Origin of the sequence: Alteromonas sp. MB-3u-76, from assembly GCF_002831605.1 — a bacterium.
Lineage (GTDB): Bacteria > Pseudomonadota > Gammaproteobacteria > Enterobacterales > Alteromonadaceae > Alteromonas > Alteromonas hispanica.
The window spans coordinates 1,442,537-1,466,946 of record NZ_CP025115.1 but is presented as its reverse complement, the minus strand read 5'-3'; the positions used below and the strand labels follow the sequence as shown (position 1 = coordinate 1,466,946).

The 24,410-nt window shown below is 44.6% G+C and carries 25 protein-coding genes; 14 read left to right on the top strand and 11 right to left on the bottom strand.

The window, feature by feature from the left end:
* Positions 1–8 precede the first annotated feature (8 nt).
* Genes CW735_RS06630 through CW735_RS06605 form a run of 6 tightly spaced genes read left to right on the top strand, consistent with a single transcriptional unit; the run spans position 9 to position 5,405 of the window.
* Positions 9–677: an aminodeoxychorismate/anthranilate synthase component II gene (locus CW735_RS06630; RefSeq protein WP_100973195.1), complete on the top strand. Its 669-nt coding sequence runs from the start codon at positions 9–11 to the stop codon at positions 675–677.
* Positions 670–1,701, top strand: coding sequence for an anthranilate phosphoribosyltransferase (gene trpD / locus CW735_RS06625; protein ID WP_071979401.1), 1,032 nt, complete (start codon positions 670–672; stop codon positions 1,699–1,701). The genes CW735_RS06630 and trpD overlap by 8 nt, the downstream gene beginning before the upstream one ends.
* Positions 1,694–3,091 (top strand): bifunctional indole-3-glycerol-phosphate synthase TrpC/phosphoribosylanthranilate isomerase TrpF, encoded by a 1,398-nt coding sequence (gene trpCF, locus CW735_RS06620; protein WP_100971375.1) that lies wholly within the window; start codon positions 1,694–1,696, stop codon positions 3,089–3,091. Before trpD ends, trpCF begins: the two co-directional genes overlap by 8 nt.
* 19 nt (positions 3,092–3,110) lie before the next feature.
* Complete coding sequence (gene trpB / locus CW735_RS06615) at positions 3,111–4,292, top strand: tryptophan synthase subunit beta (protein WP_100971373.1); 1,182 nt, start codon at positions 3,111–3,113, stop codon at positions 4,290–4,292.
* Positions 4,292–5,101: a tryptophan synthase subunit alpha gene (trpA, locus tag CW735_RS06610; protein WP_100971371.1), complete on the top strand. Its 810-nt coding sequence runs from the start codon at positions 4,292–4,294 to the stop codon at positions 5,099–5,101. Before trpB ends, trpA begins: the two co-directional genes overlap by 1 nt.
* Positions 5,102–5,105: 4 nt before the next feature.
* Positions 5,106–5,405, top strand: coding sequence for a YciI family protein (locus CW735_RS06605; protein ID WP_071979405.1), 300 nt, complete (start codon positions 5,106–5,108; stop codon positions 5,403–5,405).
* A 231-nt stretch (positions 5,406–5,636) separates the two neighbouring features.
* Here CW735_RS06605 and CW735_RS06600 read toward each other — a convergent pair whose 3' ends face one another.
* Positions 5,637–6,101: a pyridoxamine 5'-phosphate oxidase family protein gene (locus tag CW735_RS06600; protein WP_100971369.1), complete on the bottom strand. Its 465-nt coding sequence runs from the start codon at positions 6,099–6,101 to the stop codon at positions 5,637–5,639.
* A gap of 525 nt (positions 6,102–6,626) precedes the next feature.
* Between CW735_RS06600 and CW735_RS06595 the strand changes: the two genes are divergently transcribed.
* The 3 genes from CW735_RS06595 to CW735_RS06585 are packed head-to-tail and all read left to right on the top strand — an operon-like array spanning position 6,627 to position 8,912.
* On the top strand, positions 6,627–6,896 hold the full coding sequence (locus tag CW735_RS06595) for a PepSY domain-containing protein (RefSeq protein WP_071979407.1): 270 nt from the start codon (positions 6,627–6,629) through the stop codon (positions 6,894–6,896).
* 1 nt (position 6,897) lies between these two features.
* Entirely contained in the window at positions 6,898–7,572 is a 675-nt protein-coding gene (locus CW735_RS06590) for a response regulator transcription factor (protein WP_071979408.1), read from the top strand.
* Positions 7,569–8,912, top strand: coding sequence for an ATP-binding protein (locus CW735_RS06585; RefSeq protein WP_071979409.1), 1,344 nt, complete (start codon positions 7,569–7,571; stop codon positions 8,910–8,912). The genes CW735_RS06590 and CW735_RS06585 overlap by 4 nt, the downstream gene beginning before the upstream one ends.
* Here the strand turns inward: CW735_RS06585 and CW735_RS06580 are convergent.
* Positions 8,902–9,948 (bottom strand): AI-2E family transporter, encoded by a 1,047-nt coding sequence (locus CW735_RS06580; RefSeq protein WP_071979410.1) that lies wholly within the window; start codon positions 9,946–9,948, stop codon positions 8,902–8,904. The two genes, CW735_RS06585 and CW735_RS06580, sit on opposite strands and share 11 nt — an antisense overlap.
* Before the next feature lie 73 nt (positions 9,949–10,021).
* Here CW735_RS06580 and folX point away from each other — a divergent pair, with 73 nt between their 5' ends.
* Positions 10,022–10,390, top strand: coding sequence for a dihydroneopterin triphosphate 2'-epimerase (gene folX / locus CW735_RS06575; protein WP_071979411.1), 369 nt, complete (start codon positions 10,022–10,024; stop codon positions 10,388–10,390).
* A gap of 23 nt (positions 10,391–10,413) precedes the next feature.
* A complete protein-coding gene (locus CW735_RS06570) occupies positions 10,414–11,307 on the top strand; it encodes a TIGR01777 family oxidoreductase (protein WP_071979412.1) in 894 nt (297 codons plus the stop codon).
* Between the two features lie 380 nt (positions 11,308–11,687).
* Here the strand turns inward: CW735_RS06570 and CW735_RS06565 are convergent, their stop codons facing one another.
* Both CW735_RS06565 and CW735_RS06560 read right to left on the bottom strand, forming a co-directional pair.
* Positions 11,688–14,210, bottom strand: coding sequence for an ABC transporter permease (locus tag CW735_RS06565; protein ID WP_100971367.1), 2,523 nt, complete (start codon positions 14,208–14,210; stop codon positions 11,688–11,690).
* Positions 14,211–14,906, bottom strand: a complete 696-nt coding sequence (locus CW735_RS06560; protein WP_100973194.1) for an ABC transporter ATP-binding protein — start codon at positions 14,904–14,906, stop codon at positions 14,211–14,213.
* A gap of 15 nt (positions 14,907–14,921) precedes the next feature.
* Here CW735_RS06560 and CW735_RS06555 point away from each other — a divergent pair, with 15 nt between their 5' ends.
* The 3 genes from CW735_RS06555 to CW735_RS06545 all read left to right on the top strand — a co-directional run bounded on the left by CW735_RS06555 (position 14,922) and on the right by CW735_RS06545 (position 17,167).
* The gene (locus CW735_RS06555; RefSeq protein ID WP_071979414.1) at positions 14,922–15,575 is read left to right on the top strand and encodes an arylesterase; all 654 of its coding nucleotides are present in this window, start codon (positions 14,922–14,924) and stop codon (positions 15,573–15,575) included.
* A gap of 53 nt (positions 15,576–15,628) precedes the next feature.
* Positions 15,629–15,823 carry a hypothetical protein gene (locus CW735_RS06550; protein ID WP_071979415.1) on the top strand — a complete coding sequence of 65 codons (195 nt, stop codon included), beginning with the start codon at positions 15,629–15,631 and terminating at the stop codon, positions 15,821–15,823.
* A gap of 291 nt (positions 15,824–16,114) precedes the next feature.
* Positions 16,115–17,167 (top strand): transposase, encoded by a 1,053-nt coding sequence (locus CW735_RS06545; RefSeq protein WP_100973193.1) that lies wholly within the window; start codon positions 16,115–16,117, stop codon positions 17,165–17,167.
* Positions 17,168–17,234: 67 nt separating this feature from the next.
* On the opposite strand, the gene CW735_RS06540 is transcribed toward CW735_RS06545, so the two are convergent.
* The 7 genes from CW735_RS06540 to CW735_RS06510 form a co-directional block, all read right to left on the bottom strand.
* On the bottom strand, positions 17,235–18,518 hold the full coding sequence (locus tag CW735_RS06540) for an amidohydrolase family protein (RefSeq protein WP_100971365.1): 1,284 nt from the start codon (positions 18,516–18,518) through the stop codon (positions 17,235–17,237).
* The gene (locus tag CW735_RS06535) at positions 18,515–19,942 is read right to left on the bottom strand and encodes an amidohydrolase (RefSeq protein ID WP_100971363.1); all 1,428 of its coding nucleotides are present in this window, start codon (positions 19,940–19,942) and stop codon (positions 18,515–18,517) included. Before CW735_RS06535 ends, CW735_RS06540 begins: the two co-directional genes overlap by 4 nt.
* Before the next feature lie 121 nt (positions 19,943–20,063).
* On the bottom strand, positions 20,064–21,002 hold the full coding sequence (dusC, locus tag CW735_RS06530) for a tRNA dihydrouridine(16) synthase DusC (RefSeq protein WP_071979418.1): 939 nt from the start codon (positions 21,000–21,002) through the stop codon (positions 20,064–20,066).
* A gap of 293 nt (positions 21,003–21,295) precedes the next feature.
* Positions 21,296–21,463 (bottom strand): DUF1289 domain-containing protein, encoded by a 168-nt coding sequence (locus CW735_RS06525; RefSeq protein WP_100971361.1) that lies wholly within the window; start codon positions 21,461–21,463, stop codon positions 21,296–21,298.
* A 24-nt stretch (positions 21,464–21,487) separates the two neighbouring features.
* Positions 21,488–21,676 carry a hypothetical protein gene (locus tag CW735_RS06520; RefSeq protein ID WP_100971359.1) on the bottom strand — a complete coding sequence of 63 codons (189 nt, stop codon included), beginning with the start codon at positions 21,674–21,676 and terminating at the stop codon, positions 21,488–21,490.
* Positions 21,677–21,760: 84 nt separating this feature from the next.
* Complete coding sequence (locus CW735_RS06515) at positions 21,761–22,666, bottom strand: M14 family metallopeptidase (protein WP_100971357.1); 906 nt, start codon at positions 22,664–22,666, stop codon at positions 21,761–21,763.
* A 347-nt stretch (positions 22,667–23,013) separates the two neighbouring features.
* A complete protein-coding gene (locus tag CW735_RS06510; protein ID WP_100970794.1) occupies positions 23,014–24,384 on the bottom strand; it encodes an IS4-like element ISUnCu9 family transposase in 1,371 nt (456 codons plus the stop codon).
* Positions 24,385–24,410 lie beyond the last annotated feature (26 nt).

The window sequence follows — 24,410 nt, the reverse complement described above, 5'->3', positions numbered from 1 at the left end:
ACACAGCGATGAAAACACCAACGGATACACCTGTGAACTCACAAAACACTACAACTCCAACCACGTTGTTTTTATTAGATAATGTAGACTCTTTTACCTACAACCTAGTAGACGAACTCAGAACGTTAAACCTAGATATCAAAGTGTATCGCAATACCGTATCTGCCGACTTGCTGTTTGAACGTATGCAAGAGCAAGCCACAAAAGGCCCGGTACTTCTTATGCTATCACCTGGCCCTGGAGCACCTAGCGATGCCGGCTGCATGCCTGCTTTATTAGAAAAAGTCGCAGGCCAGTTTCCCGTTATCGGCATTTGTTTGGGTCATCAGGCTATTGTAGAGCACTACGGGGGTGTTGTAGGGCGTGCCGCTCAGGTTATGCACGGTAAATCATCCGCGATTAGTCACTCAGCGAAAGACATGTTTCAGGGGTTGCCACAGCCTTTGCATGTAGCCAGATATCACTCGCTAGTTGCGCATTCGTTGCCAGACAGTTTGACGGCGTGCGCTTCGTGTCTTAACGAAGATGGAAGCGAGGCCATTATGGCGGTGTATAATGAATCCGACCATATGCTCGGCTTTCAATTTCATCCAGAATCGATATTAACAGCGCAGGGGAGTCTTTTGCTTAAACAGAGCATTGATTACCTCACATCACAAGGAATTGCTCATGCTTAATGCTGCCACACTTCTAGAGCAACTTATGTTGCATGAATCATTGTCACAATCTGAGGCTTTCAGCTTGTTTAACAGTATTATGCACGGTGAGCAAAGCGATGCCATGATTGCCGCAGTACTTACATCACTAAAGATGAAAAAAGAGTCTCCAGGAGAAATAGCGGGTGCGGCAAGCGCGATGGTAGCGAATGCACTTCCCTTCCCTACGCCAGATTATGAGTTTGCTGATATTGTTGGTACCGGCGGTGACGGTCACAACACGATAAATATTTCGAGTGCCGCAGGGGTCGTTGCCGCGGCATGCGGTGTAAAAGTTGCCAAACACGGCAACAGAAGTGTGTCTAGTAAGTCTGGTTCTGCTGATTTGTTTCGTCAGTTTGGTTTAAACCTTGAAATAAGCCCTGAGCAATCGCGCAAGTGTTTAGATGAAGCAAATTTCACATTTCTTTTTGCGCCTGTTTATCACGCAGGCATGAGGTACGCAGCCCCCGTGCGAGCTGCGCTCAAGACCAGAACACTGTTTAACATTTTAGGCCCACTTGCCAACCCTGCGGGTCCAACTCACGGTGTTTTCGGCGTATACTCTCCCGAGTTGCTTGAACCTTACGCAAAAACCCTTATGCTGCTCGGTCAGCATCGCGCAATGATAGTTCATGGCGACGGGCTAGACGAGCTTGCACTTCACGGTGAATCAATCATTTACGACCTTGAACACGGTGATATTCGCGAGGTTACCGTAACCGCCAGTGACTTTGGGTTATCTAGTTACCCTCTTTCTGCCATTGAAGGTGGAGAGCCAGAGGAAAATAAAGAATATATTCAAGCAGCGCTAAACGGTGAAGGTAAAGAAGCTCACCGTGCTGCTATAGCCATGAACTGCGGCGCCCTGTTAAAGGTAACAGGTAAAGTATCGAACTTTAAAGACGGCGCGGAAATGGCAATGGAAGCAATGAAAAAAGGTGCGCCCATGCAGGTGTTATCACACGTAGCAAAAATTACTCAGGAGGTAGGCACGAATGGCTAATGTGCTTGAGAAAATAGTTGCCGATAAAAGAGAAGAAGTTGCAGCAAGAAAGTCTGCACTGCCGCTAGACACATTTAAGTCGCAGCTTACGCCTTCACAAGAAAGTCTTTTCGCCGCGTTGAGCGAGCCAAATGCAGGCTTTATTTTTGAATGTAAAAAAGCATCGCCCTCGAAAGGGCTCATTAGAGAAAATTTCGACCTAGATGAAATTCTTGCTGCCTACACACCGTACGCTGCAGGTATATCAGTACTTACCGACGAGAAGTATTTTCAGGGTACCTTTGAATATCTCAGTTACGTTACTGAACGAGTGGCGCAGCCTGTTTTGAACAAAGATTTTTTTGTAGACACTTACCAAGTGTATTTGGCTCGGTATTATAATGCTGATGCCGTGCTATTAATGCTAAGCGTGTTAGACGATGCAAGCTACAAAGAACTCGCCGACGTTGCGGATTCATTGAACTTAGATATTCTCACCGAAGTGAGTAACGAAGAAGAGATGGAGCGCGCTATCGCTCTTGAAGCAGGTATCATTGGTATTAATAACCGCGACTTGCGCGACCTTTCTACCGACCTCGCGACTACCGAACGACTCGTACCCATGCTTGAAGGTGCAACTCATGATTTTGTTGTTATCTCAGAGTCTGGCATTTACACCCACGACGATGTGTTAAGACTCTCAGCAGTGTCACAAGGATTTCTTGTGGGCAGTGCATTAATGGCACAAGAAGACCTTCCCCGTGCGGTAAAAACACTTGTGAATGGTGCTGTAAAAGTGTGCGGCCTAACCAGCCCATCTCAAGCTCAAATGGCCTTTGAACGCGGCGCTAGTTTTGGTGGGTTGATTTTCGCTGAAAAATCTCCTCGCTGCGTAAGTAAAGATACCGCGTTGGGCATCACACAATCGGCACCTGGTGCCTATGTGGGAGTGTTTGTAAATCACTCAGTGGATGAAGTTGCAGATATAGCCTCATCAGCAAATCTATTCGCCGTGCAGTTACACGGAAGCGAAGACGATGCTTACATTAACGAGCTAGCCGGCAAACTGCCTAGCCACTGTGAAATTTGGGTTGCGGTTGGCGTAAAAGATTCAATACCTAGCGAAGTAAATAGCCATTTAGATAACAAACTAGTACACCGCGTACTCTTAGATTGCCAAGTAGGCAGTGCTAAAGGTGGTACTGGGGAATCGTTTGATTGGTCATTACTTGACAATATTGAACAAAAACAAAATATCATCCTTGCGGGTGGCATTAGCCCAGATAACGTTGAAGATGCTATTGCCACTGGCTGCGGTGTGCTAGACGTAAATTCTGGTGTTGAAAATGCACCGGGTGACAAATCAGCAGAAAAGCTTGCTGAATTATTCACAGTCTGCCGCCGCTATTAATTAAAAAACAGGACAACGTATGAACCAGTTAGATACAAAATTTGGCGAATTTGGTGGCATGTACGTGCCCGAATTGCTAATTCCAGCTCTTGATCAGTTGGAGAAGGAATTCTTAGACGCAAAAGAAGATCCAAGCTTTAATAAAGAGTTTTTGTCGCTTCTCAAAGATTATGCCGGTCGTCCCACCCCGATGACTCTGACTCGCAATTTAGTGAGTAACCCTAAAGTAAAACTTTACCTAAAGCGTGAAGACTTACTTCACGGTGGCGCGCACAAAACCAATCAGGTGCTAGGTCAAGCATTATTGACAAAGCGTATGGGTAAAAAAGAAGTTATCGCTGAAACCGGTGCAGGTCAACACGGTGTTGCTACTGCACTAGCCTGTGCATTACTTGGCTTAAAAGCGCGTATTTACATGGGTGCTAAGGACGTTGAGCGCCAAGCGCCAAACGTTTTTAGAATGAAGCTTATGGGCGCGGAGGTTATTCCTGTAAACGCCGGCTCAGGTACACTGAAAGATGCCGTTAACGAAGCGATGCGCGACTGGTCTGCTAACTATGACACTGCTCACTACCTTTTAGGTACTGCAGCAGGCCCGCACCCTTTCCCCACCATTGTACGCGAATATCACCGCATGATGGGTGAAGAAACTCGTGCGCAAATTATGGAAAAAGAAGGCAGATTGCCTGATGCTGTTGTGGCATGTGTGGGTGGCGGTTCAAATGCTATTGGTATGTTCGCAGACTTTATTGATGAGCCTTCAGTTCGCCTAGTGGGCGTTGAGCCTGCAGGTAAAGGTGTGCACACTAAAGATCACGGTGCCACTATAGTAACCGGCACAAAAGGCATTTTGCATGGTGCTTACACCTTCATTATGCAAGACAACGAAGGTCAAATTGAAGAGAGCTACTCTGTGTCTGCTGGTTTAGATTACCCAGCTGTTGGCCCTCAGCATGCTTACTTACACGATATTGGTCGTGCAGAGTATGTGGCAGCAACCGACGAAGAAGCGCTGAACGCGTTTAAATTGTTGGCACGAAAAGAAGGTATTATTCCTGCGCTTGAGCCATCTCATGCACTAGCTCACGCTTTGAATATGGCAGATGAAGCAGAAGAAGAGACCATTATCGTTGTTAATCTTTCAGGCCGTGGCGACAAAGACCTAGAGCATGTAATTAGAGTATTAGGAGATGATATATAATGGATAGATATGCAGACATGTTCTCTCGTCTTAACGAGAAAAATCAAGGCGCGTTCGTACCGTTTGTTATGGTAGGCGACCCAGATTTAGCGCAATCTGAAGCCATTATTTGCCAGTTAGTAGAAAGCGGCGCCGATGCGCTCGAGCTTGGCATTCCTTACTCAGATCCTATTGCCGATGGTCCAACAATACAGGCTGCAAGTATTCGTGCGTTAAGCCACAAGATAAAAGTGGCAGATTGCATGGCGTTAATTTCACGAGTACGAGATAAGTACCCTGAAGTGCCCATTGGTTTACTGCTGTACAGCAATCTAGTGATGGCACAAGGTATTGGTAACTTCTACAAAAAGGCACAGGATGCCGGTGTTGACTCCATATTAGTTGCTGATGTTCCTATTCGCGAGGCTGCACCGTTTCAACAGGCCGCGCAGGATACTGGTGTATCGCAAATCCTTATCGCACCGCCAAATGCCACGGATGAAACCATGGAGAAAATTGGCGAGTACTCTACGGGCTATACATATCTGCTAGGACGCGCGGGTGTGACTGGTGCTGAAACTGCTGCCAACGTTCCTGCATCTGACCTCATTGAGCGACTTAACAAACACAATGCCGCGCCAGCACTTCTTGGCTTTGGTATTTCAACGCCTGAGCAAGTAAAAAGCGCGATTGATGCCGGGGCTGCAGGTGCGATATCGGGCTCTGCTACCGTCAATATTATTGCTGCGAACCTGGATAACAGTGAAAAAATGCTTAGTGAATTGGATAGCTTTGTATCCTCAATGAAAGCTGCAACAATAAAAGGCTAAGCATATGCTTTACATGATTTGTGCTACTGATGTCGCTGAAAGCTTAGAGAAACGTCTTGCTGCTCGGCCTGCGCATTTAGAAAGACTGAATGCCCTTAAAAGCGAGGGCCGCCTAGTTTTGGCTGGTCCTTTCCCTGCTATTGATAGCCCTGATCCCGGCCCTGCCGGATTTACAGGTTCGCTGGTTGTGGCAGAATTTGATTCCTTGGAGGATGCGCAAGCATGGGCAGACAACGACCCTTACATTGAAGCCGGTGTATATGAAAGCGTTATAGTGAAGCCTTATAAAAAGGTACTGCCGTAACGCTAGCGTTGGCTACCGTCTTATTTTAAAAGTTGGCGAGAGTCGATTGCCAGAAAGAAAGAGAGAAAGATTGAAAGAAAGCTTGTTTTCGCATGCATTTCTACTCTATGAGGAGAGGCATGTGCGTACCAAGCTTTCTTTTTCTGTTTACTGACCGCAGGTAGTACCTATGGCTTTCCTCTCCATCGCTTTAAACGTTCAGCTTTAAGCTTTAAAAAAATACCCCTGCTTTTATAAGTCGACCTTTATGTGATCGCCCATTTCTTCAGGCTGAACATTCTTGCCCGTCAGCATTTTAAATACCCCTTTGATAGACGGGTCTGCGTCCCAAATTTCAGCATCATCTAACTCAAATCTGAGCATAAGCAGGCTTGGATCGTCTTTGCCCTCTTCGTACCAGGCCTCCACGGGGTTAGACCAATACTTGTCTATAATTTCAGAGCGGCTTTCGGTAACTAGCGTCCCGCGAATACAGGCAAACACGTCGTGTCCCTTAGACGCAAAATGGATCATTGCCTTTCCGCCCTGAGCAATTCGGTTGTCTTTGGTTGTGTAAAACCAAAACCTTCCATCAGCATCACTGTCTAATTGCGCATACATAGGTTCTGCGTGCATATCTTTATTTACAAGGCTCACCATTACCTTTGGGCTCTGTGACATGGCTTTCCACATTTTTGTTTTGATATCGTCTGACATGGTTCCTCCGTAGAGAACGTTTTCATAATAAAAACTTTGGTACCAGAGTTAACGCACATGTCATGCCACTAGGACGGTTATGACAGCAGCACTGCTTTTAAAACTCAACTTCAACCTGTTTAAATGACCACCAGCAGTCGTTAGAGCAAGTATTGCAGGCTAATATGGAACGAAGAAATAAACAAAAAGTGAAAAAGGGACAGTCACTTAGTTGCGCTCAAAGCAAAAAATAATTTCGAATGAGCGGCATCGGACAGTCACTCATCAGTTGATTCCGGACAGTCACTCATAAAAGCTCATTAGTTAATATTAAGTGACTGTCCGATTTTGCTTGCGATTTTGCTTGATTTCGAGTCGCATTTAAATTTGGTGTCATTCGAGTGACTGTCCACTTTCAGGTTCAACTTATGTACAGGGTTTATTTCACAGGGTAAACTCATTACAAATTCAGGGTGGGTTCATCATTACCTTTTATACTCAAAAGAGTCAGTGAGCCTGAACGCATTTTTTCTATAGTGAGGTTTTATGTGGTTATTGCTTAGAGCAGCTTTATTCAGTGCATGCCTTGCGCTGGTAAGCGTAAATACTGCATATGCTCAGCAAAAAAAAAGTAATGAGGTTTCAAAAAGCCAGGCTGCATCAAAAGCCAGCAGCGCTGCAAACGGCCGTGTTTTGAAAATAGAGCAAACCTCGTCAACTTATCGCGTCAAAGTGTTGAAAAAGTCGGGCCGCGTGGTTTCCGTGGATGTTGATAAACGTTCAGGTAAAGTTAAAAAGTCCAAAGACAAGGATTAACATGCGAATTTTAATAGCAGAGGATGACAGTAGGCTCCTTACGCAACTCGATGCTTTGTTGCAGCAAAATGGTTATAGCGTAGACCTTGCAGACAACGGTGAACATGCGCTTTTTTTAATTAAAGAATATGCTTACGACCTCGCCATTATTGATATTGGTATGCCGAAGTTAGATGGTTTTGATGTAATTCGACAGGCCCGTAAAGACAATATCCCTTGTCCAATTCTTATTTTGACGGCTCGAGACCGATGGCAAGAAAAGGTGGAAGGCCTTGACGCAGGTGCTGATGATTACCTGACCAAGCCGTTTCACAATGAAGAGCTTTTAGCGCGAACAAAAGCGCTTATTAGAAGAGCGTCCGGACAAGCCAACCCAGTTATACAGTTTGGCCCGATAGCGCTTAATACAGTGACGGAAGAACTCGCTGTAAACGAAACCCCATTCGATCTTACCGCTTATGAATACAAGGTAATGGAATACCTAATGATGAATCCTCAAAAAGTAGTGTCGAAAACCGAACTTACTGAGCACATATACGATCAAGATTTCGATCTTGATAGTAACGTTATCGAGGTGTTTATTGGCCGGCTGCGCAAAAAACTCGACCCCGACGGTACGCTTAAGCCCATTGAGACTCTTCGAGGACGAGGCTATAGGATAAACCGAAACTTATGAGACAACTTTCACTTCGCGTGAGAAGTGTGTTACTAGCCTTTACCCTACTCGCTCTTTTCGCACCGTTTACCGTCATTATTCTCGAAGAGGCTTTCACTGAAAGTTTGACAGAAGCCAAAATGAGCGAGCTGCGCTTGATGAACTTAAGCCTGCTAACCGCATTCGAATTAGAAGGCGATTCGCCTGTGATGCCGGAAGTGTTATTTGAAGAAGAGCTAAATTTACCCGGTTCTGGATACTTAGGCCTAATTGTTTTTCGCAATGAGGTTATATGGCAGTCGGCGTCTGCGTTGGAGTATGTTTTTACGCCGCCAAACATGGATGTCCCGGTTGGCAACGAAGTATTCAGCGATGACTACACTCCTAAATTCGACATCGACAGCAACTTTTTCGTTTACGCGTTTACCGCAGAGTTTCTTTCAAGCCAAGATTTTGAGCCGGTACATTTTTACATTTTCAACAATAAAGCCGTGTTTGAGAAAGAACGTCAAACCTTCTTAGCGACAACATGGCAATGGATAATCACACTATCCGCCGCTCTGCTCATTTTCATTATTGTTGGTATAAGCCTAATTTTACTGCCGGTTAAAAAGATAATTGACGAAATATCACTCGCCTCTAAAGGTAAAAAAAGTGCGCTAAACAACCGCTACCCTGTCGAATTCGACTCATTAAAGCATTCTATTAACGAATTACTTCACTTTGAAGCTACCCAGCGAAAGCGCTATAAAAATAGCCTTGGTGATTTAGCTCATAGCTTAAAAACACCTCTTGCCGTGGCACTAGGGTCTAAAAACCTGCAACCTGAAATAAAAGAATCCCTAACGCAGATTGACAATATTATTCAGCGACAATTGAAACGCGCGAGTGCTGGCAAAACAGGTTGGCAAGCTGCTATCCCTGTCGAGCCTGTATTGCTCAAGATAGCAGACGCCATGGACAAAATTTATCAAGATAAAAATCTGTCGATTGAATGTGAATGTTCGCATTCCCCCAACTCTCAAACTATTGCATTTAAGGGTGATGAGACAGATTTGCTAGAACTCTGTGGCAACCTTTTAGATAACGCATGCAAGGCAGCAGTATCTCGAGTGTGTGTATCTGCAAGTATCGAAAGCGAGTGGCTCATTATTACTATAGAGGATGATGGGCCTGGTATTGTCGATGGTAAAAAACAAGAGCTGCTTGAGCGAGGAGCTCGGCTAGATACCTATGCCGAGGGTCAGGGCATAGGTTTAGCACTAGTGAGCGATCTCGTCTCAATTTACGAAGGTAAAATGCACATTGAAAATAGCCATCTTGGTGGTGCTCGGGTAGTAGTTAAGTTTCCTAACCACTAACCTGTTTTCTATTGCCTTCGCTGGAGAGTAATACGGCTAACCACCTACTCTCTTCCCTAGACTCCAATGCGATTTTTACAACCATGGTTAGGGGCACAGAAAGCAACATTCCTACCGTGCCCAATAGCCAGCCCCAAAAGATTAATGAGAGAAATACGACCAAGGTAGACAGCCCCATTCCTTTGCCCATTAGTCTCGGCTCAACCATGTTGCCCATAATTGTGTTCACTAACAGAAACCCTAAAGCAACAAACCCCGCCGAGGCAATTCCATATTGTACAAAGGCAATTAATACCGCCGGTACTGCAGCGATTATAGAACCAATATTGGGGATAAAATTAAGCATAAATGCCAATACAGCCCAAAGCATAAAGTGGTCAATTCCCATTACATAGAGCCAAGTACCGATGATGATCCCGGTTCCTAAGCTCACCACTGTTTTTATGGCTAAATAACTATTTACCGAGCGAATAAACTTATCGATGTGTTGAAGCTTCATGTCTGGGTCGGCTAATGCGATGTGCAGGCGTCTTGGTATACTGTCTGCTTCAAACAGCATAAAGATTACGGTTAGCAGTATAAGGAAAAGGTTAGATAATACTCCTCCCATACCACTTATAAAGTTAGTGGCTACCGACATCGCGGTAGCGGGGTCTAAATGATTGGCTATGAGCTCACTGTTGATATGGATATTGAAGTCGGCTAACTTTCCAACTACCCATTCAAATTCAGAATCGAGCTTACTCCTGTATTGCGGCAGGTTTTCTCGAAACTCTGCCATCGATTGACCCACTAGCCCAGCTAAGAGAAATCCGAAAACTACGATAAGTAGTATAACAAAGGATATAGATAACCATTTAGGTACGCCAAAGCGTGATGTCCAATGGATAATCGGGCCGCAGGCTATAGCTATAAATATGGATAAAAAGAAGGGTACCATAATGGCACTTGCTGATTTGATACCTGCCATAACAACAACCAAACTCGCAAATACAACGAGAAATTTTGCTGTGGGCGATCGTAGTTCCATGGACATTGTGTGCTACATTCCTAATTAAAACAGCAACACTTTACAACGACTTATAATTAACTACAAACAAGAGAATGTAATGACTTTCAACCTTGCCACCATAAAAATCAAAAATTTACGCCTTCGCACCTATATCGGTATTAATGAAGACGAGATAAAAAACAAACAGGACGTTGTGGTGAACGTAAAAATCGACTATGACGCAGGAAAGGCCTCTAACACTGATAACATGAAGGATGCGCTTAATTACAAGACAATCACCAAAGCAATTATCAAGCTAGTCGAAGACAATCGTTTTTCTCTTTTAGAAAAGCTAACCGCCGACGTATTGACTATTGCATCTGAGCATAGCTCTGTGCGCTTTGCCCAAGTTGAAGTTGATAAGCCTCATGCACTGCGATTCTCTGACTCGGTGTCGCTTACTCTTTCCTGCAACAAGTCTGAATAATTAATTCAGCAGGGAGTTATCTTTTGAACATTCTTATTACTGGCGGCACCGGGTTAATTGGCAGCAGCTTAATCAAAAAGCTCAAAAACACCCACAGCTTTACTGTGTTAACCCGCAATCCAAATAGTGCGCAACAGTCATTGGGCTCTGATATTAAAACCATTGAGAGTGTATCTGAGATAGACGATATTGGCGGGTTTGATGCTGTTGTTAATCTTGCCGGAGAGCCTATAGCCGATAAAAGGTGGACAGACACTCAAAAGAAAATCATATGCGATAGCCGTTGGGATATAACCACTCAACTGGTCGCCAAAATGAATAGCAGTAGCACACCTGTAAAAACCTTTATTTCTGGCTCAGCTATAGGCTATTACGGGCGTCAGGGAAATAAGATCGTTACCGAGGAGACGCCTGTTCACAAGGAGTTCACTCAAGACTTGTGTGAAAAATGGGAAAATATTGCCATGAGCGTGAACACGGAAGAGACCCGTGTAGCAACGTTACGTACTGGCGTGGTGTTATCAAAGAATGGCGGAGCATTAGAAAAAATGGCGCTTCCGTTTAAGCTTGGTGTAGGCGGCAGTTTAGGAAGCGGTAAACAGTATCTTTCGTGGATCCACCTTGATGATATGGTTAGCGGCATCGAGTTCTTGCTTAATAACCATGAATGCAAAGGTCCGTTCAACTTAACCGCCCCAGAGCCTGTGACGAACAAAACCTTTTCTAAACAATTAGCAAAAGCACTATCCCGCCCCTGTCTGTTTTTTGTCCCTAGTTTTGTAATGAAGATAGCGATGGGTGAGTCCTCTACCATGCTTCTAGAAGGGCAAAACGTGATACCTGACAAACTGGTTAAAGCCGGTTTTACCTTTGAATACCCCACGGTTGATAAGGCCCTAGCAGCTATTTACAGCTAGCTATTAAACCCTGAGCAAATAAGCGAAATAACTAATTCTAATATTCAACGAACAGCTGTCTGTAAGCAACGCTTGCAGACAACTCCTTTCATTCCTTGTATCTAGCAAAAATTTTGAAGAAGTAGCGCTCCAATTCAATTAATAGAAGTGACGGCGAACGCCCCCAGTTAGCGACATCGGACAGTCACTCGGAATAACTCCAAATATTACCTGAAGCGAATACCGGCCAGTAACATGTAATGAAGGTGTAATTGGACAGTCACTCATTGTCCGGACTCATTGGGCAGTCCAGAACGCAGCAAGAGACAGAGAAAACGGACAGACACTCATTTAACGAGTGACTGTCCACAAACTTTTCAATACGCTTAATACGGAGTCCCTTAAACCATTTTTCGAAGCAATTCGCCGGTATTGAGCGTTAATAGTCTCCAACATCCTATGGCTCCAAGTACTCCGACAACAAGCGCACCAACGGCGGGAGCTACAAGCCAATACTCAACATGAAGTGTGGCAGACATTTGAAACACGTTCGTTTGCAGTAAATACAGGCTTAGTTCATTTGCCAGCGCCGCCATAAAACCGGCAACGGTGCCAATGATCAAAAACTCAAACACAACACTCTTTCTAATTAAGCTGCCTTTGGCCCCTAAAGTACGCAAAATCGCTATTTCTTGGCGGCGTTCGTCCATGCTGGCCTGCACTTGAGCAATAAGTACTAAGCTGCCAGCCATCAATACAAGCACTAGAATAAATTCAACAGCCACTGAAACTTGCTCAACAATATCTCTTAGTTGGTTAATTCGTGCATCAACATCAAACATGGTGACAGAGGCAAAAGGCTTTAATAGCTTGGTTAACTCGTCTTTCCTATCAGTAGGAAGATAAAAGCTGGTTATATAGGTAGGACTGAATGCCGCCATCGCTTCTGGGTGAATAACAAAAAAGAAGTTGGGCTGCATGGTCTGCCAGTTTACTTTTCGAAGGCTCGTGACCTTCGTTTGCACTATTTCGCTACCGACATTGAAGTTGAGCATGTCTCCCATCTTGATATCTAAACGCTCTGCCACGCCCTCTTCAACCGATACTGGATACCAACCCTTGTCGTAATCTGAGTCTAGCTCGCCATGCCAAACTCCCTCTATTATTTCATTCTCTTTTTGCAGCGAGTTGCCCCACGTGAGATTAGCTTCTCGGCCAAGCCCTCTTCTGCCCTCATTAGATGACTCTTCTTCTTTTGAAACTTCAGTGTTAACCCCTTCTCCATTGACAGAAACAAAGCGCCCACGAGTTACTGGGAAAAATTCATTAATATCAACACCGTTAACAGAAAAGTGTCTGTCCAATCGTTTCTGAATATCAGGGGTTATGTTTGTTAGGAAATAGTTAGGCGTCCCCTGAGGTAGCTGAGCACGCCACTGTGAAACCATATCGTTTCTCATCACTAAAACAACCAGCAACAGCATGATGGTGATGGAGAAGCTGATAAGCTGCACACTATTATCCATTGCTCTGCGCTTTATACGTGCCCAAGCAAGCTGCCATGGCCCGATACTGCCGCTTCCAAGCTTTCTACCTATTGCAATAAGGAAGTAAGTAGCAACAAGAAGGCCAATTACCAACGCGGCGCCAGAGGCGAAGAGAATAGCGCTAATTTTTAAATCTTGGCTGTACATCCACATCAGCGCAAAAATGGCTCCCCCCGAAGCAACAAACTGAATACTTCTAGAGCGCAGGCTTGCATCTAAATCTTTGCGTAACACTCGAAGCGGAGGCACAGAAAAAAGCTGCAACAGCGGATAGAGCGAAAATAATATTGCACAAGTAGCGCCAGTCGCAATGGCGATAATAACCGGCCGCCAATGCCACACATTCAAAGAGACATCTACTCTATCGGCTACCAAAGACACTACTACATGCTGACCTATAAAGCCCACAACCAGTCCAATAAGAATACCCAGCAGCGTTATCAACAGTATTTGAATTAGGTACACTTTCCTGATGGTTTGTTTAGTTGCGCCTAATGTTTTCATAATCGCAACAGGATCGAAGTGGCGTTGAGCATAACGCTGGGCAGCTACAGCTATAGACACCGCAGCCAGTACAATTGCCAACAAGCTAGCTAAAAGGAAATAACGCTCAGCGCGGGCCACTGAGCGGCCAATAGCAGACTCATCGTCCTGTACTGTGCGCCACGAGTGCAGATCGTCGTTTAGTTGGGGTAATAACCACGATGAGTAACTCTTTACATCCGAGGCGTCTCCAGCAAAATAGCTGATATATCTCGCTCTACTTCCAGGGCCGGTGATATTTGCAGACGGCAAGTCTTCCATTCTCATCAGTACAATAGGGTCGGTGTTAAAAACACTAAAACCCGCATCAGGAATATCTGCAAGTACTCGAGTTACCGTCACCCGAGCGTCACCAATATCAATTTTATCTCCCAGCTGCAATTTAAGCGATTGGAAGAGTCTTGACTGCACCCAAGCTTCCCCAGGCTCCGGAAGTGTGTTGGTGTCCTTTTTCTGTCCAAAAGGCACGTCGGCTACGCTAACCATACCCTTGAGAGGATAGTGTTCGTTTACCGCTCTTAAATCTACCAACGACATATCGTCGTCTTTGAATACCATTGAGCGTGTCGATACTTGCTTCGCTGTGTTTAAGTCTTCGGCTTTTGCTTTCACCAGCCAACTTTCATCAATAGGCTTATCTGAACGAAGCTGCGCATCGGCTGCGATAAACGCTGCCGAGCGAGATTTAAGCGCGCCCTGCAAGCGCTCACTGAAAAGCGAAAGTGAGAGAACAGCCCCTACCGACAATACAATGGCAAGCAGTATTATCGTGAGCTCGCCACGTCGGGCCTCGTGTTTAAATAGTCGCCACGCGAGATTAAAAGTCATAGACATCTAGCTAACCTCGCTAGGTGATGTAGATGCAGATGTGGTTTCTGTCAATTCACCTGCATGCATCGTAAGCTGTCTATCACAATGCTCTGCTAACTCAGTATCGTGAGTTACAAGCACAAGCGTAGTACCAGTATTTCGGTTTAGCTCAAAAAGCAGCTCTTCTATTTTGCCACTGTTTTTAGCATCCAAATTTCCGGTTGGTTCGTCGGCAAATAGAATCTTTGGCGAGGTAATAAATGCCCTGGCAATTGCAACCCGCTGCTGCTCTCCGCCTGATAGCTGATTGGGAAAATGATGAGCGCGGTGTGCAAGCCCTACTTGTTCAAGTATATCCATAGCCAGCTTTTTGGGGTTGTCGAGACCTGAGATCTCGGCAGGCAACATAACATTCTCCAGTGCGGTAAGGCTCTGTACCAGCATAAAACTTTGGAAGATAAACCCCACTTTGCTCCCTCTAAGAACAGCTCGCTGCTCTTCATCCATGTTGTGAAGCGCTTCACCATCTAGGTATATTTCTCCGCTGGTGACTTCATCAAGCCCAGCTAATAGACCAAGTAAAGTTGATTTACCGGAGCCTGACGCACCAATAATTGCAACGGACTCACCAGCCTTGACTTCAAAAGAGATTGGCTGAAGGATCTGCAAAGAGCCTTCGCTCGTATTTACCGTTTTAGTTACCGTGCTTGTTTTAATCATAGGGGTCATCAATTCGTGTTCGTTAGTTATCGTCAATTTTTTGCATTTTTGCTCATTGTCTTAATACCGTTTCAAGCGCTTTCAGATCAAGAGAAATCCTCGTCTAGCGCCCATGAAGCAACCTTACTTGTTGTTGGCGATAGTTTATCGGCAGCGTACGGATTACAGCAGCACCAAGGTTGGGTTAGTTTGTTACAAAAGCATTGGCAAAACGACAACATTCCGATCGATATTGTAAATGCTGCGGTAAGTGGTGAAACAACAGACGGCGGACTAGCCAGGCTACCTCGTCTTATTGAACAGCATATGCCGTCTCACATTTTAATTGAGTTGGGTGGAAACGACGGATTGCAGGGGCATAATATAAAGAAAATTAGAAATAATTTAGATGCTTTAGTGAAAGCAGCGAAAAAAAGTGGTGCCGAAGTTTTTCTTCAACAGATGCAGATCCCCTCAAATTACGGTAATAGATATACAAAGATGTTCACGGAAAGTTATTCCATAGTTGCTGAAAGGAATGCTGTTCATCTTGTTCCTTTCTTTCTTGAAGAGATTGCACTTAACGACAGCTTAATGCAAAACGATGGAATTCACCCAAATGCCGAAGCGCAGCCAAAGATAGCTGAGTTGATGGACAAAAGCCTCAGAAGTTTAATATTAGCTGAATGATTTTTGTGCTATCTTTTAATGAATAAATATGGTTTTTCAAAAGAGGAGTCTTTATGGATGTTTCTTCAGTTAACTCTGCACCGGTATCAACTATTTTAGAGTCGACGCCACAGGCTCCGCAGCGTCAAGAGTTACGTTCTGAACAGGAGCGCCAGTCGAGCCAAACAAGTCAGCCCCAACAGTCGAATGAACCAAGTACAAACCGCTCGGATAGCAGACTGGGCAGCCGAGTGGATGTTTTTGCCTAATTGAGGTAAAGCCGTACTGGCATTGGACAGTCACTTAGTTAGCGCTCAGTTAACAGCTAAACTGTTTTGATAAATCTCTATGGGACAGTCACTTATTCGTTTGTGAATGACTGTCCACTACTCCCACTACTCGCACGAGTGACTGTCCACAATTTAGCTTCACGTTTAGGCTTCACTATGTGTGTTTAAACGAGCTACCGGCTATGAATGATCGATACAATCCTGCTCTAAAGCTCAGTTCACATCCTTAGTTTTTTGTTCATAATAATAAAAAACAGTTGGGATATGGACATGCCTTTACCTCGCTACAAACAAATTAATACAGACATTACGCCCTATTATCACTGCACTTCACGCTGTGTTAGACAGTCTTTTCTATGCGGTAAAGATGTTAAAACTGGCATCAACTACGAACATAGGCGCAAGTGGTTTACCGATAGGTTACACAAATTAACCCAGGCGTTTGCTATCGACTTATGTGCGTATGCTGTTATGCACAATCATATTCATGTCGTGCTTCACATTGCAAAAGGTCGTGCAGAGGGCTGGTCGATGGACGAAGTTTTCTTGCGGTGGAGAATGTTTTATAAATGTCCTCCTGTTGTTCGATTCTATCTAGAGAATAGAGCGCTAGAAAAGGAAGGCTCGGCCAGCAATTCTCAAGCTTGCTCCGAAGCCGAGTTGAACGAACTGAAAGCATTATCTGTGCAATATCGAGAAAGGCTACAAAGCGTTAGCTGGTTTATGAGGTTGCTTAACGAGTATATCGCTCGAAGGGCAAACAAAGAGGACGATTGTAAAGGCTATTTTTGGGAAAGACGATTTCGCTCGCAAGCCATTTTGGACGAAAAAGCACTAGCGGCCGTTATGGCCTATGTCGACCTAAATCCAATTAGAGCGAGCATCGCAACTTCCTTGAATAACTCTAAATATACGAGTATCCACTATCGTCTGAACGCTCACAAAGCGAGAAAACATCCCAAATATCTTATGTTGTTTAAAGACCAAGCACCGAATGTCAAAGACTGTAAGGATAAATCGCCGAGCGCTCTTTCACTAAACAACACAGCTCACTTGTCATTTAATTTTCATGACTACAAGGAATTGCTGTGTGCAACACTAACGGCAAAACAAACAAAGACTAATAGTGAACCACCAAGGTTCCCAACTCGACTGCTATCAACATTGGGTTTAGAGCAAAAGAAATGGCATATCATAACCAGCCGGTTCGAAATGCTTTTTTCCGGCCCCGTGGGTGAGCCTGATAATATGACCACCTTCGCCGAGAAGTGTAATAGAGGCACTAGGCCAAACGTGAAAAATGCTATTCAATATCTGTCATAAAAAATGGCTGCGCTAATTCTGAATTTACTCTGAAATAGGCGGCAGCCACTTTATCGGTTATCACAAATTACTGGGCACTGCGTTCGTATTGAGAAGGCATAGTGTACTCAGAATCTTGTAGCGTTAAATACCTATCTCGAAGCTTAGTTTGCCTTGACTCCATTTTGATGACCTTCCCTCCAATAAAAACAGATTCAGCAGCTTGCGTTACTTCCAGTGGATCTCCAGACCAAATTACAACGTCTGCTCTTGCGCCCTTAACCAAACTTCCCAGCTGGCTTTCTAGCCCTAAAATCTGAGCTGGTACCTTAGTAAGACTTGCCAGGCCAGCCTCGTAATCCAGACCATTCGCAACTGCATTGCCCGCATGCTGCGCTGCCAGTCGAATGTTATGAGTATCCATGCCAATAGCTACTTGCACCCCAGCATTATGCAACCTAGCAGCATTTTTAAGCGTGGCCCCCATCTGATCAAAGCCACCCGGCAAATTATATTCAGGGTCTATTATTACCGGTATCTCAGCATCAGCCAATTGATTGGCCACCCTCCAAGCTTCTACGCCATGAACAAGAATGACATTTATAGAAGAATGTCTTTTCTTAAACGCAATGACTTGGCGGATATCAGATGCCCTATCAGCACGCATGAACAATGGCATGTCACCTGCAATCACCTGCTTAAGTGCACTTACATCTAAACGGGTATTAATGCCATACCAGGGCTTTTCAGCAGAAAGGTTATCTTTGGCATTTTTCGCCTCGTTGAACACCTTGTCTAGCATCACCCATAGTGAAGCTCGTGAGCCGCCAGAGATTTCAGCACCACCGCTACCAGCATCTACTGTCATGAAAGCACCGGCTTTCAGCACAGGCGCAAATCCGTCAAGACTTATAACAGCCCCTTTACCGCCAAACAAAAATTCACCATTACTCACAGTAGTAGCGGCTGAAGTTACTCCCTCTAAACGCGTTACTGGAATCAAAGAACTATCGGTATTAATGGCATACTGAACGTCAAACGCCGCGCCAGTGTTTGTGATTGGCGTTTTTTCTACGCTAGAGTCCACGACCCCAGACGATGATGAAACCTCTACTAGCCCTAAAGATGTAAGTGCGCCTACAAAACCTGGCGTAACTACCTTGCCGCTTGCATCAATAACCTTATAACCTTGTGGCACTTCACCATCAGCAAAAACTGCGCTTATTCGCCCGTCAGATAATAATACGGTACCTTTTTCTAATACGCCGGCAGATGTCATGGTGTGCACTTTGCCACCAACGATAGCAATATTTTCCGCCGCAATTGAAGAGACCATTGAGAGAGCGGTAACTAGTGTGATTAATTTTTTCATTTGCTATCTCCTTCACCAACTTGTCCTAACTCAAAGTCACTCACTGGCCAGGTTGAACTATCTGTTAGTGAGTATGCTAAACCACCATCGATATAAACATGTTCAGCCTTGGTGTAGGTAGAAAAAGGATTGCCGTTCCACAGTACGATATCAGCTTGTTTCCCCGCTTCTAGCGAACCAGTCTTATCTAATATACCCAATGATTTTGCAGGATTTGCTGAAAGCCACAACCAAGCATCTTTCATGGGGATATCAATACCAGCGCGCTTACCATCAGACCACGCTTTCGCAGCTTCTTGGTTAAGTCTTTGGATCCCTAGGTCACTGTCTGAATGAACAATAGCGCAAGCCCCAGCATTGTGCACTGCAGGAATATTCTCGCGAATACCATCGTAGGCTTCCATCTTAAAGCCCCACCAATCGGCCCACATTGCCGAGCAAACGTCGTTTTCTTTCAACTTATCAGCAATTTTGTAGGCCTCGACAGCGTGATGAAAGGTGCCAATTTGATAGTTAAACTCTTTCATTACATCCATCATCACCGTCATCTCGTCGGCGCGGTAGCAATGCATGTGTACACGAATATCTCCCTCAAGCACACCGGCTAACGTCTCGAGTTTAAGATCTCGCTTAGGCGCTTTAGGGTTTTTTCCTGCTTCATAGTCTCTTTCATACGCTTCCCACTTGCGCATGTAATCTTGTGCGTCAGACCATGCCTGACGATAACCTGCAACATTCCCCATACGCGTCATCGGGCCACCCTTTTGACCGTATACTCGCTTAGGGTTTTCACCACAAGCCATTTTCATTCCGTATGGCGCATCGGGAAACTTCATATCTTGCATAGTTCTGTTCGGCACATTTTTCAAAACCACAGAACGTCCGCCAAATAAGTTCGCAGACCCAGGCAAAATTTGTAAGGTTGTTACCCCGCCGGCCAGTGCTCGACCAAAACCAGGATCTTGTGGCCATACCGAATGCTCAGCCCAAACCTGCGCAGTGACAGGGTTAGTCATTTCATTTCCATCGGAGTGAGAGCGAGTTGAAGGTGATGGATACACGCCTAAGTGACTGTGATTATCAATAATTCCTGGCGTGACCCACTTACCCTTTCCATCAATGATTTTTGCATTTTCAGAGACGTCGAGTGTCTGTCCACTTTCAGCTATGGCTTGAATTTTTCCGTCCACAAAATAGATACTGCCATTATCAAACCGATTCCCCACACCATCTAAGATGGTGACGTTAGTGATAAGGGTTGGCTCTCCCTCTATTGGCTTGTAAGTGCTTGGATACGGATTTGGGTTTATGGTGACTTTCGATGGCTGCGCATCACTTTTGTTGGGCTTCGCAATGCATCCTGCCGTAAGCAAGGACATAGTGCAGACCAACAGCAGCGTCAGCTTTGATGTTGCTGATTTCATGAGTTCCCCAGATTAATTTTAATTGTTTTAAGAAGTGAGACATGTAACTTACTCTCTGTTGCCATTTCAGAGTAGTCAATTACCCTCCTAAAACCAAGCAGGTCTGGGATAAACCTGCGTTTTATTGAGAAGACTGGCGTGCTAACACATCTACAATATCTTGGGAGTTAGTGAGCCGCCTAATATCATTGAATAACACTTCAGCTTGCGGATACTGTCTCTTCAAGTAGCCACACCATTGCTTTATTCTATTCGGATAGTACCTTCCCTTATCACCATAGATCTCATAGCCAGAATATTGTATTAGCAAGGCCGCTAACTCAGGCCATGGCATCGGTGTGTCGCCATGCTTTATGCTACGCGCAAGGTTCGGCATCGCAAGGGCTCCACGTCCAACCATCAAATTTATACAATCGGATTGCTCTTGACAGTTTTTCGCATCATCTGCGTTCCATATCTCACCGTTGGCGACCAAAGGTATATCCGTGTGTTGCTTAATTTTTGCAATCCAGTTCCAATATGCTGGCGGTTTATACCCTTCTGTTTTCGTTCGTGCATGCACGACAAGCTCAGAGGCACCAGCTTCCGTTATCGCTATCGCATTATCAACCGCTAACGATTTATCCTCAAAACCGAGCCTAATTTTTGCCGATACTGGTATATGCTGAGGTACAGCATCTCTAACCGCTTTCACAATATCGTAAAGCGTTTGAGTTTCTCTAAGGAGCACCGCGCCACCTTTACTCTTGTTGACTGTCTTGGCCGGACATCCAAAGTTCAAATCAACCCCCGGCGAGCCCAGTTCTACCGCTGTTTCCGCATTTTCAGCAAGCCACTGTGCGTGCTGCCCTAATAATTGAACCCGCACAGGAACACCCGAAGCGGTTTTGCCATCGGTATGAAGCTCTGGACAAATCTTATAGAACGTTTTTTTAGGTAATTTCTGGTCGACTACGCGAACAAATTCCGTCACACATTGATCAAAACCGCCAACGCGGGTCAACATATCTCTCATTAGGTGATCAACTACCCCTTCCATCGGGGCTAACATTATTTTCATTCGGAATTTGGCTCGAAATAAGTATCTAAAATCGGCGCGGAGTTTACCAAAAAGACGAGTACCTAGCTACGCGATGAAGGTTAATTATAAGACGTTTGAGCTAACTGATTAAAAATAGGTTTGTGAGTCTATGTTTATGATTTGAACATAAGAAGTTCGTTTTGGTTTACGTTGAAGGAGGGGGAGTGTTTTGAGTGACTGTCCGTTGTTGAATTTAATTCGCTTTAAGTGACTGTCCGTTGTTCGCTTTCTAATTAAGTGACTGTCCGGTTTTTATTTTTATTCGGTTTTTATTAGTCGGGGTGAGATTGCGTTTCGAGTCTTTCGAACACTGCGATCTTTTGTTCGTTGGTGTAATTAGCCCAGTTAACAATTTCGTCAATGGTACGATGACAACCGGCACATATATCATTTTCGTCGAGTTTACATTGCGCTTTGCAAGGAGAAATTGGGTACGTCATTTTTTACTTCTTTGTGTCTAAGGATTACTGAACTCTCTTTGCCGCTGCTATGTTTGCCAGCGTGCTTTCAGAAAGCTCTTTGTTCGACCACAAGCAAACGTGACAGCCGTATTGCGATTCTAAATAATCAGAAAACTCAGTGTCGGTTTTACAATCGTGTCGAATTAATATTTGTTTATTGCCGTTATATATTACTGCCGAAAAAGTAAACACAGAAAGCCTCCTTTGAAAGAAGGCCCAATATACATCTAGACGTCTAAACGTTCAAGCGTCTAAATGATTTATCATGTGTGAGACTTATTTTATAAAATCGAGCGCCGCGCACACCGCTGCAACTTGAGCATCATTACAGTTTTCTGGCGTTGCATTGTCACTGTCTGGATATACTTCCGTTGTGGTAACGTATTTAGCGTCAGTCATACCACCGCATAAAAACAGCGACTTCTTGTCATAACAGATAACCCCTTCGCTCATTACATCGGCACCAATAATCTTTCCGTTTTCATCAGCAGGGGCTATATGAGTAACCTTGCGAACAGCGTCGATTACTGCCTGTTGGAAAGCAAGCTGCGGATTGGGTGTGTTTGCTACTGTGTAAAAGCCATCTGGAATATTCCAGTTGTCGTGAGTCGTTCCATCTCGCGCCGCCAAAGCAGGTCTAAACTCGCTGTTATCTGTGTCAGTCGTTTCGTGCAAGTCGATATGTAACGACAACTCCATGCCCAGCGATGCAATAAAGTTCATTAACTGTTGTGACTCAGGCGCTGGTGAATCCGCATGAAAAGAACGGTTGGGATCTATCGCTAACGGATTCCATCTATTGATGGTCTCATATCCCCAAGGACTTACACAGGGTACAACAACAATATTGAAATCAACGGCATAAGCCGCCAACTGCGTTTGAATAAATTTTAGTGCTCCCTGCACTCCGCTAGTCTCATAACCATGAACTCCGCCGGTAACTAATGCCGAGGGCTTACTTTCGTCGAATGAATTCGGTACTACAGCATAAAGAGGATAACGCTCTTCATCGTATGGCAGTGCTCCATATTGTTGCAGTCGAAACCCGTCTGGAATGATATGTGTTAACTTATCAAAAACCTCTTCTTTAACGCTGCGCTTCACGCTTTGCTGATCATACCATTGAGCTTTTTCTTCGGCGCCCCACGGTTTGCCAGGCGTTCCAATTGAATAATCCTGCATAATGACCTCATTCTTTTTATATTAGCTTTACTTTTAATAATATCATCTGCCACTAACAAAGTATGCGCCAAGCGGTGCGCCGCATTAAGTGAAAGTCACCATTTAAGTGCGGATTGTATAATTTTTTTTGCACTTAAATAATTAGGGCTGTTGTTCTTTGTTCTACGAATTTTGAGTAAAGTGCTTCTATAACGCTCCCTTCGGTTAGCGTCTGTGGTCTGCAAAAAAGGAAAGAGAAAAGGCACAGTGAGGCGAAACGCAGCACTAATGAGCAACAATACCAGCCCGTATAGATAAAGATTCAGACCCTAAAAACAAAAAAACCAGCCTGATGGCCTGTCTCTTGATCACAAGTCGATATCAAGAGACAGGGCTAGCTCATAGCCTTCAAGGATGGTTTGCAGTTTGAACCATCCTTGCCATATGACTTTCACAGACGCTCTCCCTGTTCTTTTTGTATCTTTCCACCCTCCTAGCTTTGCAAGCTCCGTATAGGCCCATTTCATTGAGGGGGCTGAGTCAGGTGGTGTCTTACTCACTCGTTTTAACCATAATAACTTCCATGCTTTAGGTGATAGGACTTCTTCACAGCTACTATCGTCCGGTCGGTCTTTTGCGAATTTGAGTTGAAGGATCCTTACGGCAATAAACGCGTTTATTGTGACTAGACGCTCAACGTTTTCCTTACTTTGTAAGCGCGAAGCTTCGATATTAGTACCGTCACTTTTCCACGCCTTATGATATTCTTCTACTAACCAACGATGCTCGTAATAGCCAATTATTTTTTGTGCTTGCGCTTGATTTGTGATGGGTTCATTTGTCAGTAAATGCCAGCATAACGCCTCTTTTGAATTACCGCGCTCTACACATCCGACGTAGTATAAAGGAAGTGATTCACCACGTTTATTGCTAGGAACCTTGAGCGTAACGGGAGCAAATACAATATCCAACGTCACGTTTCGTGCTTTGCGCCCTCCTTTTTGCGGAATATGTATTTGCTTGTGCCCTGCACTTTTTAACTGACTGGCATAGTGATATAGCTTGTTTTCGCCTTCCTCAATGTGCCGACTTTGCATTGAACGAACAATAAACCGCTGCTGAGTTGTTAGCTTATAAAGTAGGTACTCGTAGATATCGGCTTCTCGGTCACAGACGGATATCACATCATCTATCTTTGCGCCCAGTCTTGCTGACATATTGATTGATGCTGACTCCCACTTGTAGCCTTCTTTCTCAGTGTATGGTGTCGATGCATGTTTCGCTCTTTTACCACGCGTTGTTATGTCTCGTGTCCAACGCGACTGTTCAATCAGTCCAACTATTTCTTGTGATTCCGGCGCAAAAAGTAAGACACTATGGGCAAGCATACCGCGGCAACGGTTACCCTGATTCACGTGTCCAAGTTCGTTTCGAATACTTTTATGGCTGTATGAAATGGTCGTAGTATCTTCTAGGGCAAGTAATGTTTTGTGTTGCGCAGCTTGTACAGCTGTAACGTTAAATCCAGTTTCAGCGATTGAAGTCGCATCTACACTTTCATTTCTAATGAAGCGGTATGCTCCTTCCATATCGGCGGGGGATTCAGTGATATTCACAAGAGGCTTTCCTGGTGTATTGGCAAGTGTTGCAGCTAATTTTACCAGACGAGATGTACGACGAGGATCTCCTAGATTTGCTTCTCCAAACGTTTTTTCAGCCCACTCTACATTATCAATCATAATCTTTCCCAATGAGTTAAGTGAAA

What these genes read in the sequence shown, in the direction of transcription:
- CW735_RS06630 (WP_100973195.1), top strand. Translation starts at nt 9, where the DNA reads ATGAAAACACCAACGGATACACCTGTGAACTCACAAAACACTACAACT.
- trpD (WP_071979401.1), top strand. Translation starts at nt 670, where the DNA reads ATGCTTAATGCTGCCACACTTCTAGAGCAACTTATGTTGCATGAATCA.
- trpCF (WP_100971375.1), top strand. Translation starts at nt 1,694, where the DNA reads ATGGCTAATGTGCTTGAGAAAATAGTTGCCGATAAAAGAGAAGAAGTT.
- trpB (WP_100971373.1), top strand. Translation starts at nt 3,111, where the DNA reads ATGAACCAGTTAGATACAAAATTTGGCGAATTTGGTGGCATGTACGTG.
- trpA (WP_100971371.1), top strand. Translation starts at nt 4,292, where the DNA reads ATGGATAGATATGCAGACATGTTCTCTCGTCTTAACGAGAAAAATCAA.
- CW735_RS06605 (WP_071979405.1), top strand. Translation starts at nt 5,106, where the DNA reads ATGCTTTACATGATTTGTGCTACTGATGTCGCTGAAAGCTTAGAGAAA.
- CW735_RS06600 (WP_100971369.1), bottom strand. Translation starts at nt 6,101, where the DNA reads ATGTCAGACGATATCAAAACAAAAATGTGGAAAGCCATGTCACAGAGC.
- CW735_RS06595 (WP_071979407.1), top strand. Translation starts at nt 6,627, where the DNA reads ATGTGGTTATTGCTTAGAGCAGCTTTATTCAGTGCATGCCTTGCGCTG.
- CW735_RS06590 (WP_071979408.1), top strand. Translation starts at nt 6,898, where the DNA reads ATGCGAATTTTAATAGCAGAGGATGACAGTAGGCTCCTTACGCAACTC.
- CW735_RS06585 (WP_071979409.1), top strand. Translation starts at nt 7,569, where the DNA reads ATGAGACAACTTTCACTTCGCGTGAGAAGTGTGTTACTAGCCTTTACC.
- CW735_RS06580 (WP_071979410.1), bottom strand. Translation starts at nt 9,948, where the DNA reads ATGTCCATGGAACTACGATCGCCCACAGCAAAATTTCTCGTTGTATTT.
- folX (WP_071979411.1), top strand. Translation starts at nt 10,022, where the DNA reads ATGACTTTCAACCTTGCCACCATAAAAATCAAAAATTTACGCCTTCGC.
- CW735_RS06565 (WP_100971367.1), bottom strand. Translation starts at nt 14,210, where the DNA reads ATGTCTATGACTTTTAATCTCGCGTGGCGACTATTTAAACACGAGGCC.
- CW735_RS06560 (WP_100973194.1), bottom strand. Translation starts at nt 14,906, where the DNA reads ATGATTAAAACAAGCACGGTAACTAAAACGGTAAATACGAGCGAAGGC.
- CW735_RS06550 (WP_071979415.1), top strand. Translation starts at nt 15,629, where the DNA reads ATGGATGTTTCTTCAGTTAACTCTGCACCGGTATCAACTATTTTAGAG.
- CW735_RS06545 (WP_100973193.1), top strand. Translation starts at nt 16,115, where the DNA reads ATGCCTTTACCTCGCTACAAACAAATTAATACAGACATTACGCCCTAT.
- CW735_RS06540 (WP_100971365.1), bottom strand. Translation starts at nt 18,518, where the DNA reads ATGAAAAAATTAATCACACTAGTTACCGCTCTCTCAATGGTCTCTTCA.
- CW735_RS06535 (WP_100971363.1), bottom strand. Translation starts at nt 19,942, where the DNA reads ATGAAATCAGCAACATCAAAGCTGACGCTGCTGTTGGTCTGCACTATG.
- dusC (WP_071979418.1), bottom strand. Translation starts at nt 21,002, where the DNA reads ATGAAAATAATGTTAGCCCCGATGGAAGGGGTAGTTGATCACCTAATG.
- CW735_RS06525 (WP_100971361.1), bottom strand. Translation starts at nt 21,463, where the DNA reads ATGACGTACCCAATTTCTCCTTGCAAAGCGCAATGTAAACTCGACGAA.
- CW735_RS06515 (WP_100971357.1), bottom strand. Translation starts at nt 22,666, where the DNA reads ATGCAGGATTATTCAATTGGAACGCCTGGCAAACCGTGGGGCGCCGAA.
- CW735_RS06510 (WP_100970794.1), bottom strand. Translation starts at nt 24,384, where the DNA reads ATGATTGATAATGTAGAGTGGGCTGAAAAAACGTTTGGAGAAGCAAAT.